Here is a 13,723-nt window from a genome sequence, read left to right on the forward strand (position 1 = left end):
CGTGTTAATCTAATGGAGAGGATAATAACATGGCTTTGATTGGCATCAACCTAATCAACAATGGCACTACTACGATCGACAGCAGCAATGCTGGCTCAGCAGGAGATACGATCCAGCTCAATCTGGTGTCCAATGGTACCGTGATTGTCGATGGCGTGGACGTCAATATCAGCAATCTTGTCGGTACTGGTGCGCTTTCGAGCACAACTATAGAAGCGATCAACGGCGCCAATGTTACGATCAATGCCAGCCTTGCAAATATCGGGGCTGGTTCAACCTATACATATGCGATCGGTGCCAATTCGAGTATCACGGTGGATGCGGGTCTTCTTACCGTCGGGCTTTTGAATGGTGTTACCGTGGATTTTGCCAATGCAAATGGTAGCGGGCTGTTCGCGTACAATCCGGGCGGCATCAACTTGAACCTCTCTACGCCGCCGAACGTCGTAAACGTTCAAGCCGGAGATAAGATCGAGGTTGTCGGTTCGAACGTTGTCTCCCAGTCTGGGAATACCATTACGTTCTTCGGCGGTCTGTTGAACGCCGTACCACTCGGTTCCTATACGATACCGGCCGGTGTCACCTACAGCTACGATGCCAACACCGACACGCTGACCTTCACGAGCTGCTTCTTGCGCGGTACGCTCATCCGGACGCCGGAAGGAGATATTCCGGTGGAGGATTTGCGGGTCGGCGATCTCGTGGTCACCCACAAGGGCGTCGCGGAAATCAAATGGGTCGGTCGCCGCCGGCTCGATCCGAAGGCTATCGACAAGCCGCGCGATACCCTTCCGATCCGTATCCGGATTGGGGCATTTGCCGAAAACATCCCGTCACGGGATCTCTATGTTTCTCCAGATCATTGCATGTTCCTGGAGGAGTCCCTGATCCCCGCCAAGTTCCTCGTCAACGGCACCACCGTTACCCAAGAGGCGACGCTGGCACCTTTCGAGTATTTCCATATCGAACTGGAGCAACACTCGATTATTCTTGCCGAAGGCGCTCCGACGGAAACCTATCTCGATCTCGGTGGCCGTCTGTCCTTCCTTGAGCCAGGTGTCCTGCGGTTCGGCGCGATGTCGGGAGCGGCGACGCGTAGCTGGAATGACTGGTGCTATCCTCCGGTCTATGCCGGTAAGGTGCTGGAGCAAGTCCGCGCAATCCTCGAACGGCGAGCCGAGGAACTGGGGTACATCATTCAGGACGCGCAGGCATCCTGATACACGAATGCGAAACGAATTGCGGGCGGTTAAGGTCGCCCGCAGGCAATTGGTGCGGAATGTTCGAGGTGTCGGTCCGATCCCACCTTTCATGTCACCGCAGAATTTTTGCCCCCAAATATCGTTCGTTCTTGTTTTCAGCGCCTGGGAGTACTGAATGCGCCATGACGATGCTGCCTCGCCTTATTCACTCGATGCAGGTCGCATCGATGAGCGATCACTGATCGAAAAGTTCGCCGGCAAGACAGTTTTCTTCGACGGGGTGTTCAAAGGCGATTACAGCCTGGCGATCGTCAATCGTCAGCTTGCGCAGGCCCTTATTGATTTGGGCATCAATCTCACTTGTCATACCGCCGAAGATGATTGGCAGAGCGATATCAATCTGGCGGCAGCACCGGATATCATCCGCCGGATGCGCGATGATTATCCGTTCAAAGAGACATTCGACATCCATCTTCGCAATACCTGGCCGCCGGTGACCCATAACATGGTCGGCCGGCAGAATGCCTATGTGGCTTTTGCTTGGGAAGAGCTCGAATTTCCGCAATATCTGGTCGACCGTTTCAACCGCGATCTCGACCTTGTGACTGTCATTTCAAACTTCGTCCATGAAAGTTTCGAGCGTTCCGGCGTCACGATACCGGTGGAAGTTACAGGAAATGGCTGTGATCATCTTTCGGCCATTGCGGACGATGTGCCACCTCCGCTGCCCGACGGCGGTCGCCGGCGCATTCTGCATGTATCTTCCTGCTTTCCGCGCAAGGGCGTCGATGTTCTGGTCGACGCATTCCTGAACAGTTTCCGCGCGGATGACCCGGTGGAGCTGGTCATCAAGACTTTTCCGAATCCGAACAATATCTTGGCATCTGTTCTGGCCGACCGGCGTGACAGGCTCGCCGAGGCCCCCCTCATCACCATCATCGAGCAACACTATAGTCCAAGCCAGCTTCACGCGCTGTATCGTTCGGCCGCAATGTTGGTGGCACCAAGCAGAGGTGAGGGCTTCGGCTTGCCGTTGGCGGAGGCCATGCTACTCGATGTTCCGGTCGTTACCACGAATTACAGCGGTCAGCTCGATTTCTGCCGTCCCGATACGGCGTGGCTCATCGACTGCCATATGTCGGCGTCGCAGGCTCATGTGGCAGGCTCTCATAGTCTGTGGGCGGAACCCTCCGTAGAACATCTGGGAATGCAGATGCGCGCCGTGCTCGATCGGCCCGATGAGGCTTGCAGCAGGACGGAGAGGGCGAAATCATTGCTGAAAGCGCATTTCAGCTGGAGATCGGTCGCTATCCGCACCTTGAGCGCTCTTACGAAATCCGCTCGGGCAGCGGCTCAGCCACGGCGCGAATGGACCATCGATCTTATCTCCTCCTGGCAACAGCAATGCGGCATCGCCACTTATTCGCAGCATCTCTATAATACGCCCGCATTCGAAGACAGGATCGATCATATTTTCGCCCGGCGTATCATGGACGATGCATTGCCCGAAGTGCCCGTTGACAGTACCGAGGCTGCGCCGCGCAGTTTGTCGCGGTTGTGGGGCTATGATCTTGCTTCGCTCAAACGTCTGGCAGGAAGGCTGGAGCAGGCACGCGGCGATGTCTTGTGGATGCAGCATCATCCGGGGCATTTCTCAACACCGGATATGGAATTGCTGGCTCAGCCGATCGCGGCCACAAGTCATCGACTACGCGTGCTGACCATGCACAGCGTGAAAGAGGCGCTACGCGGCGGAACACTCGGTTGGACCCGCGCGTTCGACATCGTCTTCCTGCATTCGGCAGAGGATGCCGCAGCTGTTTCTGCGGCTGGCCACCCGAACCCGATCGTCATGCCGCACGGCGTTCTCTTGGTGCCAGAAGATGCACCAGCACCCGACCCGTCACATTTCACTATTGGTTCCTTCGGGTTCCTGATGCCTCATAAGAATATTGATCGTCTGGTCTTGGCTTTTGCGGAGGCATTGAACTATGAGCCGAGACTTCGCCTCAAGCTGTTCAACTGTACCGTACCCAACGACGAATCGCGCGCGGCACGGGCCATGATCGAAAATCTGATCGCCTATCTTGGACTATCCGACAAGGTTTCCGCGCGCTTCGACTTCATTCCTGAAGGAGAACTGCGCCGTGAACTGATGACCTGCGATCTGCTTTCGTTCCTTTACGGCCATTCGACTGAAACGGCGACCGGGGCAGCGCGTATCGCAATGAGCGTTGACCGGCCGCTGCTTTGCTCTCGCTCGCCGGTTCTGCGCGATTTATGGCCATTCAGCCATGTCGTGAAGAGCACCGAGATAGAATGCATCGCCGAGGCTCTGCTCAGCCTTGCTCAAAATCCTGCGCTGCTCTCGATGCTGGATCGAGACCGCAGGCAGTCAGCCCATTGGTATTCCTATCCGCGCATCGCTGCGCGGCATGTCACAGCCATCGAGAAGATGTTGGGGGGCAATATTGACCATCGCCGAGTTGCATAGACAGCCTTTGAGCGTTCTGCCGAAAGACGTGTTCTCCCTACCCGCGGAATCCTTTGTCGATGCCTGGGCAAAAGCATTGGACCTGACAGAGATCGATCTACCAGCAGATGATCGCCTTTCGCTTGCGAACGCCATCCGCGGCGGCACCAATCGGCTGCGTATAGTTGACGCGCTGAAGGCTCGCCGTCCTATCCCGCAATCATTGAACAGCTTGTCCGGCCTGCATGCATTGCGTCGGGAACCAGACCAGTTCGCCATGCTGGAGAATTTCGTTCGCTTCGCAAGAGACGATGATGCCGCTTTCCTGCGCTATGCCTTTTCGCGGATTTGCGGCCGCGATCCGACATCAGCTGAGCGGTTGGGGATGGAGTTCGATCTCAGGCGCGGTGTCCTTACGCGAAACGCCGTCGTTAAGCGGATTGTCGCCATCGCGCGCCGGGATGGTCAAACCGCCTATTGGGATACGCTGTTGCCGGAGGACGATGATGGTGCGCGGGATGTACTCGATTCATCCAACGCGAACATCTCCCCGTCTGGATTGTTGGTCAATCCGGATGGTCAGGCAATGCTCGTCCTCGTGCGTGAGGTCGAAAACGTCGGCTGGATGATTGCTCCGGATCTCCTGTGCCAGCCGCTGCAGATCAATGACGGCACGTGGGCCGTGCATTCCGGCTGGCTGTTGACAGGTCCCAAGCGCAGCATGGCAGAAGGCGAATGGTTGCTGGATCTCGACATTATCCAGCCGCAAACGGCCAAACTCGATATCGAGATCGTCGCCAATTCGGGTCTCGATTTTATACAGGTCATGACGCTGGTTGGTTCGTTCACCGGAGCCGTGTGTGTGGCCATCAAGCGGGAGCATCGCTTCATCGAATTGCGCGTTCGCATTCACGAGCGCTCTCCAGAAGACCGCTGGCTGCGTCCCCGCAACATTTCCATGCGGCGGGTATCATGAGACGAGAGCTGAGATTTGCATCCACGCTCCTGCGGGTCGGCCAAGCAGAAAAAGCGGCAACCAGAGTCGATACACCGGTCAATGCTCTCGCCGAGGCGGATGCCGCGCGCGACCGGCGCGATTGGGCGGCGGCCGCCTTCTATTATCAACAGGCGCTGGAGCAAAATCCCGCGCGAATATCACTGTATGTGCAGCTGGGTCATGCTCACAAGGAGAATGGCGATTTCGATGCGGCGCTCGACGCATATCAGCGCTTCCTCACGGGAGAGCCAGACGACGTCGACATTCACCTGCAGCTCGGCCACCTCTACAATCGGATGGATGACTGGGAATCCGCGCTTCCATGGTACGAGCAAGCCCATGTGCTCGCCCCCGATAATGCTGATGTCGCCGCTCATCTGGAGTCGGCACGTCTCAGGCTTTCGCGCATAGACATAGAACGCAAACGCCAGAATGCGATGGAACTGCTTCAGTCGCGGTGTTGGCGTCAGGCGCGGGCGCAATTGCGCGATCTGGTCGAGACGGATGGCGAAATCGACCTGATTGCCGTCTACGCCAATGCGACGAAGGAAGCCGGCGATTTCGATGAGGCGCTGAAGCTCTACGATGTCTATCGCGAATATGCGCAAAATCTCGATGCAGCGTCAGTGATCGACGTCGAAATCCAGACTGCACACCTGTACAAGGCCATGCGGGATATCGAAGCGGCATTGCGGTATTACATCCGCGCACGCGATGCGGAGTTTGGCCTCTATGGCCATGTCACGCCGGATTCGGTCGCGAGCCGAGAAATCCGCGCCTGCATGGCGGAGATTTATACCTGCTTCTGGCATGCCGATTGATATCGGCATCAGCCGCTTTCGTGATCCCTGATGGCGGTGACCATGAGCCAGCCCAGCAGATAGCAAAGACTCAGGGACAGAAAAACGACCGTAACGTTCTTCAGCGCATAAGGCATCTCTGCCTCGTCAGGCATCTGCGGTGGAACAACGACCTCAAGATAGAGCTGTTGGCGGCGGGCATCGGCTCGGGCTGCTTCGAGCGCATCGAGCGCGGCAACGAGCGCCTTGTTGGAAAACTCCCTCATCAGGACGAGACTTTCGTAATCTGCAATTCTGGGCGCGACGGATTTGTCGGATCCGACCATTTTTGCTCGCTCATTCTCGATCTGCTGCTCCAGTGCCGCGACCTGGCTCGTCAGAAAGGGAATGGAGTTACTATCCGGCGCAGTCTTGCGCGTCTCTGCAAGGCGTGCCCGCGTATTGGCGAGAGCGGACGTCAGATTGCTGATGAGATCGATCATCGACATGGAGCTGGCATTCGGATCGACCATCAGCTCCTTGTTTCTGAAGTTTGTTATGTTTCTTTGGGCATCAATGACCCGCTGCTGCGCCTGCTGCACCTCGCCATCGGCAAAGCGAACCGCATCGCCACGGGCGCGATTGTTGAGCCTGTCAAGAAGATCGCCGCCAAGTGCCAGCAATGAGGCGTTCATATCCGCGGCATCCTGCGCGTGAAAGGCTGTCGTCCGTAGGACGGTGATGCCTGTGGTGTCGTTGTGAATGACAGACACCCGGCTCGAATAGTAATTAAAGAGCTGTTCCTCGCTGTTGTTTTCCCAGAAGCGGGGAAAACGCGTCAGCCAGTCCGCCTGCGGACTGCCAAAAATAGCACGTACGGGAAGCTTTTCGGCAAGTTCCTTCAGCGCCTGGCGGGAGCGGATATATTCCTGCACGGAAAAAGTATCGTCCTGCGAGCGCGTTATCCCGCTGTTCTGCAGCAGAGAACCGAAGACATTGGAGGATGGCGGCGCGGCCATGCGGACGACGAAAGAGGATTCGGACACATAGATTGGAGCGGCGATGAATGCGTAATAGGCGCTGACCGCCAGGGTAGGGGCAACAACCGCTAGCAGATAAACGCTTAGACGGCCGTAACGCTTGCGACGCTTTCGGGCTCTTGCAGGTCCGGCAATCGAAGTTGCAATCACGCGGTGGAAAGGCTGCCGGCGCTGATCTGCATCGACTTTCTTGTTTTGGGTCTCGGGGTTAATCAGAGCCATGACCATGCCCTTTCTGATGATCGGCTGTCGTTGCAGATCCGCGAGCGGACGTCACGGACGCTAATTGTCCGAGCCCGGCGCAATGAAGATTGAGCGGTTGCCCTTCGCCGGTATCGTTGACCGACCGTCCGATGGAGACGGGGTAGCGACCAGGAGGGCTTCGGATGCATCAGGTATCGGCAAACGCGCGCGGAGGGTCGCAGTTCATTGACGGGTTGAAGATTCAGGGGCGCGTCCTTGGTGCGCTGATCATGCGCGAAATGCTCATACGCTACGGGCGGGAAAACATCGGCTTCCTGTGGCTTGCGCTGGAACCGATGATCCTGACCACGGGTGTCATGATCATGTGGACGCTGCTCAATCATGAGGCGCACGGATTGACCGTCGCGGCTTTCGTTTTGAGCGGCTACATGCCGCTGACGCTCTGGCGCCACATAACCGGTCACGCAGTTTCTTGTCTGCGTCAAAATCTGCCCTTGATGTACCATCGCCAAATCCGCCTGGCTGACGCCATAATCGCCCGGACGCTTCTTGAGACTGCCGGCACGACTGCTGCGCTCATCGTCGTCTACACGGTTGCGCGTTTGGCAAACATCATTCCGCCGTTCCAGGATCTTGCTCTGCTTTTGACAGGCTGGCTGTTCATGGCCTGGTTTTCCTTCGGCATCGGCCTTGTCTTTGCGGCTGCTTCGGAGCGTTTCGAATTCGTCGAGAAATTCATTCCGCCGTTCCAATATTTGACGCTGCCGATCTCCGGCATGTTCTTCATGGTGGCCTGGCTTCCCAGCGGCGCCCAGAAGCTGGCGCTCTATGTCCCTCTCGTTCATTGCTTCGAGCTTTTTCGAGCTGGTGTCTTCGGCGATACAGTACAGGCGTTTTATGATGTCGGATTTCTTCTGAAATGCTGCCTGTTCACTACCGCCTTCGGCCTGTTTCTGATCAACGTGGCGCGTAGACACATCAAGTACGAATGATGCAGCGATTGCGCCGCAATTCATGATGCTACTGCTGGGGAGCATAATAGGGCACCTGGGTCTGGAATTCCAAGGAACGCAGCAACGTTTCACGCAACTCCCTGCGGTTGTGCAAAGCATAGTGATTAAAAAAAGTTTCCGCTGATTCCGGTTCCCGCCCAAGAATCCAGCGAAACGCGGCAACGACATCGTGGGAATCGATCGGATCGCCGAAATGACTGTGGGCCGGACTGCTAATTTTTGCGAAAAGATAGGGTAATGCTCCATGCAGAATATCGAGGCTGAACCTATGAAGGTTTGGGTTCGACACGGTTGTCCGCGTGAAAGCGTCCATAAGGCCAGAATAATTGGTGAGGATCGAAATAAGGTCCCTGGACCGCGGCAGGCCTTCAAAGCCGCCGGCGTCGTGAAAGCGCTCTGCCATCTCTTTCCATACCTCGACCGAATAGTGCATCGGTGCAGGTCCATAAAGAGCGGTGTCATCGGAATAGAGATTAATAGGAGGCGTCAGTACACGGCTGTTTTCAATTTGATCCAGGCAGAAGTCGACAAGCATGCGCGACATCGGATAGCGCATCTGCCAGCGACAGAAGTCGATCATATAAGTGTTGCTATCAAGAAGTGTGCCACGATAATCGGCAGTGGGCGGAACATCCAGTAAAATCAGCTTCGTATTGGGAAGTTCCTGGTTCAGGAAAATGCAGAATTCTTGCATTCCTTCGATTACGGAAACCCAAAATTCGCGGCAGCCAAAAGGGATAATCTTGAAGATACTGAAGGCTTCCCGCTGCAGGTCTGGTCCCGCCTCCAGAAGTTCGTAAGGTACCGTCAGCAGGGTGTCCCTATAGCGCATGAGCGGAGCGCGCGTGATGCGGCAGAAATCGACTACAAGGATTTTCGGACAGGCTCGCTTCAGCCGCTCCCGGAAGCCTTTGCATGCTTCGAAATTCAGCTTCTTCTTGATCGGCTCGGGCCATGCTTCTATGGCTCTGATGCTGGCTTTCCGCTCGTTCATGAAGCTGGCAATGTTGATACCGTAGCAGAAAAACGAAATCTTGCGGCCCGCAAACGCGTAACGGACGAACTCTTCGCTCGGGCAAGAGCCGTAGTAGGCGATCTCCGCTATGTCATTTATGCGCTTGCTCAATCACGAACTCCGTATATCATGCCCACCGGCGACGGAGCCGCACAGCGAGGCGCTGGTGTGAACTAGAGAGCCGGCTCCCGTTGACGCCGTTTCTTTTCCTTCATTAAGCCCAGCGTCAGTCCAAGCCTCTGAAGGTTTTCGCTGACGTTGTCGGCGCGCTCTTCATGAACGGCAAGAATATTGCCCACCGTCCCGACCTGATAATTCACGTCTAGTTCCTCGGCTGACGTCATGTGGGTCAGTTTGTTTTGGGCGCTATTCCAAATGCGATAACCACATTGCGTGAGTTGTTGATGGATTTCTCCGGGCGTAGTTTTCGACAGAACGGCGAGCATGTCCCGGTTTATTTCCATCAAGAGCGACGGCTTGTGCGATGCGAGCGTTTTCAGCGCTCCCGTGAGAAACAGCCCTTCAGCACCCTCGATATCGATTTTCATGACATCGGGACGCAAACTACCGATGATATGATCGAGAGTCTCGACTTTAGTCACACGGCCGACCATGGCGCCGGCCGAATTCGTCACCAGCCGCGTCGCTCCGGCGTTGACAGTATCCTCGGCATCATTGAGCTGTAGTTCCCCTGCCACATCAGCTAGCGCAAGCTGGCGAACGCTAACGCGATCTTCAAAGCCGTTTTCCAGGATTGAACGGTTGAATAGATCCCACAGTTTCGGAAGCGGTTCGAAGGCAAGGACCGTTCCCTTGAAGGACGGTTGCGCTGCGACGGAGAGCGAGTAGTATCCAACATTGCCGCCGACATCGACAAACTGACCGGTCTCTGGCAAAATGGCCTTGACCAGATCAATATCGAATTTTTCGTATTCGCCGCTCATTATGCCGAAGGATATATGATATTGGCGTAGGTCAAGATACAGTTTGAAGTTGTACTTGGTCTCGAACAGAACGATAAGCGATTTCGGCACGAAATTGTTGAAAAGCAGTTCGCTATGGCGATGATGGAATTCGTGAGAGCTGAGAAAACGCCGACGATGCTCTTCAAGAGAAATGTCGGTCAGCTGCAATAGATTCTGTCCGATAACGTTACGTTCGTCCTCGTTCATTCCGCGACCGAGGATGAATTTGTAGCAGTTCTCAATGTCGTAAAAGCTTGTCACTTCGCTGCTCCCAGATATTGGATCAACCGTCTTTATCTCTTTGCTGTCTTTCGCCAGCACCGCCGCCTCTCACTGCAAAATCGCCGAGGTAGGGAATCTCTCGATACGCCGCGAAGCGCGTTGAGCAGCATGGCGTCGTGGCGAAAAATCGGCCTCAATCAACGCCTCCAGATCATCGAAATGCGTATCCCACCCGCTTGATGACCCGGGCTTCATTCGGCGTTGCGGAGAGGCTGCAATCATATCCAGCGCGGCTCTCCAGCTCAGCCCGTCTAGGGGGTCCAGAAAGATGGCGGGCTGTCCGGCGGCAGCTTCGCGATGGGCGCTGATGTTGGAGGCGATGACCGGTGTGCCGAGCGCGATAGCCTCGGCGACAGGCATGCCATATCCCTCCGTGAAGGAAGGCGCGAGAAGGGCGGCCGCGCCCGCCACCAGCCGCGCCAAGGCGGCATCCTCCAGCCCCGGCACTTCGATGACGAGGCCGGGCAGGGCAGGGCATCGCTCCAGCATTGCCAGGATGTGGCTGTTTTCCCATCCCCTCTTGCCGACGATGACCAGCCGTGGCGCCTTCGGCCCGTCACGCTCAGCCAGATATTGCCACAGATGCAGCAACAACATGTGATTCTTGCGCGGTTCGATCGTTCCGAGCGTCACGAAATATGGCTGCTGTGGGCGCGGCATGTCCGATGACGGCGACAGGAAGCATTGTTCGACACCGGGAGGCAGGACGGCGATAGAGGGTAACTTTCGATTGCTTTCCTGGGCAAAGGTGCGCAAAGCGCGTGCCGTTACCTGGGAGTTGCAAAGCACCAGCGACGCATGTTTCAGCACCGTCTCCATCCTGCGGCGATGCCGCTCCGGCTCCTCGGGTCTAACGAATTCCGGATGCGATAGCGGAATGAGATCATGGACGTAGAAGACGCCGTTTCTGCCGGCTTCTCGAAGCCAGGAGAAAGCCGATGTCCGCTCCAGCCGGCTGTGTGATACGTGGACAAAAGAAGCCCTGTCCGGCAACGCCAGGCCATGAGCGAAATGATTGGCGACGGCATGCGCAATCTTGCGCAGCTTTTGCGTATGAGCCTCGCCTGCTTTTACTTCCGACGCCGACTGCCACCTGATCTTGCCATCGATGGCGGCGAAAATCCGTTCGAGAAGGGCGGACTGTGCGGGCGATATCTCCGTTGCTGCCCAGCGGCTATTGAGCATGGAGACCAACTTGTCTGCCCGCTCGGACGGAACGGTGACGGCGCTGTTATGACCGGTTTCGACAAACCACGACGGTGGCGGAAACGCACCGAGATCGGTCAAGGCAGTCCGTTTGCGGCGCTCGTTCAGCCAATTCGCATAATGAAGCTCATAGCGATCGATGCCGGTGGGCGTCGGGCAATGCGACCGTTCCATCAATCGCGAGATGTCCATAACGACCGGCTTCATCATTTTTTTCTCGCCTCGAGCATGTGGATGACCTGTGCCAGCCAGCGCCGCCGCGACGGATTGGGAGCGATGCCCTGGCGGGAACGATAGAGTTCGGCGACCACGTCTTCCGCCTCGCACGGGAGATTGGTGATGTTCGACCAATATCGCGGATAGAGGATGAGTGTGCCGGCGACGAGGGCGTCGAGCGTTAAAGCGCGCTTTCGCCGCAACGAAACGACCGAATCCCGTGTGAGGCCCCAGCCGGCATAGAAGGGGAGACCGTGACACCATACCGGCTTTTCTCGCAGCAGGGCTTCGAACCCGATCTGCGATGTTGCGACATGAATCTCGTCGACAACGCCGAGGAGATTGTCCAGATCGACATTGCCGATGACGAGATCGGCAGCTTCCGCCTCCGCCGGTGGCCATGGAGACGGATGTCGGCCAGCTGCCTTCGCCAGAAGATCGGGGTGTTGCTTGTAGATGATGAATGCCGCAGGTCTTGCGCGCCGGACGGCTTTGAGCAGTTCGATATCGGATGGATGACTTGCCATGCCGAACCGCAGCGAAGCATCGTTCGGCACCTGCCCGGCCACCAGAACGATATCGCGGCCTTCGGCCAGAGCACGATAATCCGGCGCCGGCTGCGGCGGCAGATTGTATTTGGTGATGCCCATCGAGACGATGGCCTGCCGCAAGCGCTTTGCGCGCGCAAGAAGCGCATCGTCGAAATTCGCCCCGTTCAGGATCGTCTCCAGCCGGCTTGGAGCTGAGGCATCGAAATAGATGCCTTGGTCGTCGAAGCAGAGCGAAGATGGGGGCACCAGCGAGCTGCCGAGGCCGGAGGAGCGAATGAAGCCATCTTCAACCCGAATGATCGGCAATCTCTTGCCCTGCTTCCACAAAATGGATTCATCGGGAGGAGTGGCGTTCCCCCAAAGGACGATGGTGTCCGCACTCTGAATCTCCGAGGCGCTCGGATTGGTGGCGAATTGCACCTGCGACCGGGGGCTGCTTAGATAGCTGCGCATGACCGCGCGTTTGTGAAGCGAAAAATTGACGCAAAGGTAACGGCCGGAGAGCGATCGGGCGCGCGTGCGCCATTCCAGCAGCCGTTCGACTGCTTGCTCTGCCGTGATCGGGCTGCGCGAGACGGGATCGACATAACGGGAATATTGAAAGAAAGCAGCAGCAGCAAACTCGTCTATGCTGACATGGCGTGCACGACGCGAGCGCGCCGTCGTTGCGACCGTGCCTACGGCGCGGTCCGCAGTCAGTCCCCAGCCGGCATAGGCGGGCATGCCGAAGGTAACGACAGGTATTTCCCGCAGAAGCGCTTCCAGCCCGAGTTGGCTTGATACGGTCCAGACCTCATCCACCATATCCAGCAGGGAATGCGTCGAGACAGGGCGGTCCACAAGCTGCACGCCTGCCGTTCGGGCGAGGGGTTGAAGAAAACCCCGAGCCTGGCCTGCGATGACGTCGGGATGGCATTTGACGATGATATCGGCATTTTCCACGGCAAGAGCCGCCGTCCACATTCTTGCGAAAGTCGCGGCATCGGCACCGGCGCTTTCCACAGCGTGATTTCCCATCACCTCGTCTACAAGCAGGATCCGTCTGCGACGGCTCCGGCGAAGCGAAATGCTCTCGTCCCGCAGCTGATTGTCTTGGGATAACCGTTCGCGAATGATCCATCGCCGCAGGTCGCGGGCGCGCTGAATATCCGTGTCGGATGGCGCATTTTGAAGCAGCGCCTCCAATCGGGAGGGCTGGCGGGCAGAAGAATGAATACCGAGATCGTCGGCGACGATGGAGACCGGCGATGTGGCGTCCTGACCGGTCGATTGCAGGAAGCCGCCTGCCACCGTCCAGAAGGGCAGACCTTGCACCTGCGCATAGAGGCGCGCCAGGCGGGCAAGCGGTCCGTCTCCCCAACTGACGACACCATCGGCGGCACCCATCGTCAATTCGATCGGCTTGAGCGAGGCGGAGAAGGCGGGGCCGATGAGAGGAAACCGTTGACGTGTCGGAAGGAAAGCGAGCAGTCGAGCGTTCATGGGGGGCAACCAGGACGGCTGCTCGTCTGCCTTTGTCGAGGACCGCGCCTCCTGGGGAAAGATCGTCGAATCTATGTGCATATAAGTCCCCCCAAAAGATGTTCGCTAAAAGCGACGGCTCGCGCCTGAACGAAACAGCCTGCGATGTCTGCTCACGGCTGGTTGCATGAGCGGAACCGCTTTGGGGGACATGAAACGCAACGGTAACTGGAGGACATCTTCCGGTATCGAAAATGGGAGGTTGCGCCGCCTACCCAGGAGAAATTTCAAGAGGCTTCGGCAAAACCGGCCGATGAAC

The 13,723-nt window shown here is 57.0% G+C and carries 10 protein-coding genes; 5 read left to right on the forward strand and 5 right to left on the reverse strand.

All coding sequences use genetic code 11. The annotated features are described in order from the left end of the window. Nucleotides 1-29 precede the first annotated feature (29 nt). The 4 genes from FBZ99_RS17685 to FBZ99_RS17700 all read left to right on the forward strand — a co-directional run bounded on the left by FBZ99_RS17685 (nucleotide 30) and on the right by FBZ99_RS17700 (nucleotide 5,493). Nucleotides 30-1,220: a Hint domain-containing protein gene (locus FBZ99_RS17685; protein WP_113351139.1), complete on the forward strand. Its 1,191-nt coding sequence runs from the start codon at nucleotides 30-32 to the stop codon at nucleotides 1,218-1,220. Nucleotides 1,221-1,377: 157 nt separating this feature from the next. Continuing rightward, nucleotides 1,378-3,696, forward strand: coding sequence for a glycosyltransferase family 4 protein (locus tag FBZ99_RS17690; RefSeq protein ID WP_113351140.1), 2,319 nt, complete (start codon nucleotides 1,378-1,380; stop codon nucleotides 3,694-3,696). Then, nucleotides 3,674-4,651 (forward strand): hypothetical protein, encoded by a 978-nt coding sequence (locus FBZ99_RS17695; RefSeq protein WP_113351141.1) that lies wholly within the window; start codon nucleotides 3,674-3,676, stop codon nucleotides 4,649-4,651. The genes FBZ99_RS17690 and FBZ99_RS17695 overlap by 23 nt, the downstream gene beginning before the upstream one ends. Further along, entirely contained in the window at nucleotides 4,648-5,493 is an 846-nt protein-coding gene (locus tag FBZ99_RS17700; protein ID WP_113351142.1) for a tetratricopeptide repeat protein, read from the forward strand. Before FBZ99_RS17695 ends, FBZ99_RS17700 begins: the two co-directional genes overlap by 4 nt. Before the next feature lie 8 nt (nucleotides 5,494-5,501). On the opposite strand, the gene FBZ99_RS17705 is transcribed toward FBZ99_RS17700, so the two are convergent. Beyond that, nucleotides 5,502-6,713: a capsule biosynthesis protein gene (locus FBZ99_RS17705; protein ID WP_186450318.1), complete on the reverse strand. Its 1,212-nt coding sequence runs from the start codon at nucleotides 6,711-6,713 to the stop codon at nucleotides 5,502-5,504. 164 nt (nucleotides 6,714-6,877) lie between these two features. Here FBZ99_RS17705 and FBZ99_RS17710 point away from each other — a divergent pair, with 164 nt between their 5' ends. After that, nucleotides 6,878-7,687, forward strand: a complete 810-nt coding sequence (locus FBZ99_RS17710; RefSeq protein WP_113351144.1) for an ABC transporter permease — start codon at nucleotides 6,878-6,880, stop codon at nucleotides 7,685-7,687. 28 nt (nucleotides 7,688-7,715) lie between these two features. Here the strand turns inward: FBZ99_RS17710 and FBZ99_RS17715 are convergent, their stop codons facing one another. The 4 genes from FBZ99_RS17715 to FBZ99_RS17730 all read right to left on the reverse strand — a co-directional run bounded on the left by FBZ99_RS17715 (nucleotide 7,716) and on the right by FBZ99_RS17730 (nucleotide 13,425). Further along, the gene (locus FBZ99_RS17715; protein WP_113351145.1) at nucleotides 7,716-8,834 is read right to left on the reverse strand and encodes a hypothetical protein; all 1,119 of its coding nucleotides are present in this window, start codon (nucleotides 8,832-8,834) and stop codon (nucleotides 7,716-7,718) included. 62 nt (nucleotides 8,835-8,896) lie between these two features. Next, nucleotides 8,897-10,009, reverse strand: a complete 1,113-nt coding sequence (locus FBZ99_RS17720; protein ID WP_233788764.1) for an FkbM family methyltransferase — start codon at nucleotides 10,007-10,009, stop codon at nucleotides 8,897-8,899. 9 nt (nucleotides 10,010-10,018) lie between these two features. Next, nucleotides 10,019-11,386: a glycosyltransferase family 4 protein gene (locus tag FBZ99_RS17725; protein ID WP_246661128.1), complete on the reverse strand. Its 1,368-nt coding sequence runs from the start codon at nucleotides 11,384-11,386 to the stop codon at nucleotides 10,019-10,021. After that, nucleotides 11,383-13,425: a capsular polysaccharide biosynthesis protein gene (locus FBZ99_RS17730; RefSeq protein ID WP_246661129.1), complete on the reverse strand. Its 2,043-nt coding sequence runs from the start codon at nucleotides 13,423-13,425 to the stop codon at nucleotides 11,383-11,385. The genes FBZ99_RS17725 and FBZ99_RS17730 overlap by 4 nt, the downstream gene beginning before the upstream one ends. Nucleotides 13,426-13,723 lie beyond the last annotated feature (298 nt).

The sequence above is a fragment of the Rhizobium sp. ERR 1071 genome, assembly GCF_007828675.1.
Taxonomy (GTDB): Bacteria; Pseudomonadota; Alphaproteobacteria; order Rhizobiales; family Rhizobiaceae; genus Rhizobium; species Rhizobium dioscoreae.

Excerpts from the sequence above, each read along its gene's own strand:
- FBZ99_RS17705 (WP_186450318.1), bottom strand. The coding sequence starts at position 6,713 with ATGGCTCTGATTAACCCCGAGACCCAAAACAAGAAAGTCGATGCAGAT.
- FBZ99_RS17700 (WP_113351142.1), top strand. The coding sequence starts at position 4,648 with ATGAGACGAGAGCTGAGATTTGCATCCACGCTCCTGCGGGTCGGCCAA.
- FBZ99_RS17730 (WP_246661129.1), bottom strand. The coding sequence starts at position 13,425 with ATGAACGCTCGACTGCTCGCTTTCCTTCCGACACGTCAACGGTTTCCT.
- FBZ99_RS17710 (WP_113351144.1), top strand. The coding sequence starts at position 6,878 with ATGCATCAGGTATCGGCAAACGCGCGCGGAGGGTCGCAGTTCATTGAC.
- FBZ99_RS17725 (WP_246661128.1), bottom strand. The coding sequence starts at position 11,386 with ATGATGAAGCCGGTCGTTATGGACATCTCGCGATTGATGGAACGGTCG.
- FBZ99_RS17685 (WP_113351139.1), top strand. The coding sequence starts at position 30 with ATGGCTTTGATTGGCATCAACCTAATCAACAATGGCACTACTACGATC.
- FBZ99_RS17690 (WP_113351140.1), top strand. The coding sequence starts at position 1,378 with ATGCGCCATGACGATGCTGCCTCGCCTTATTCACTCGATGCAGGTCGC.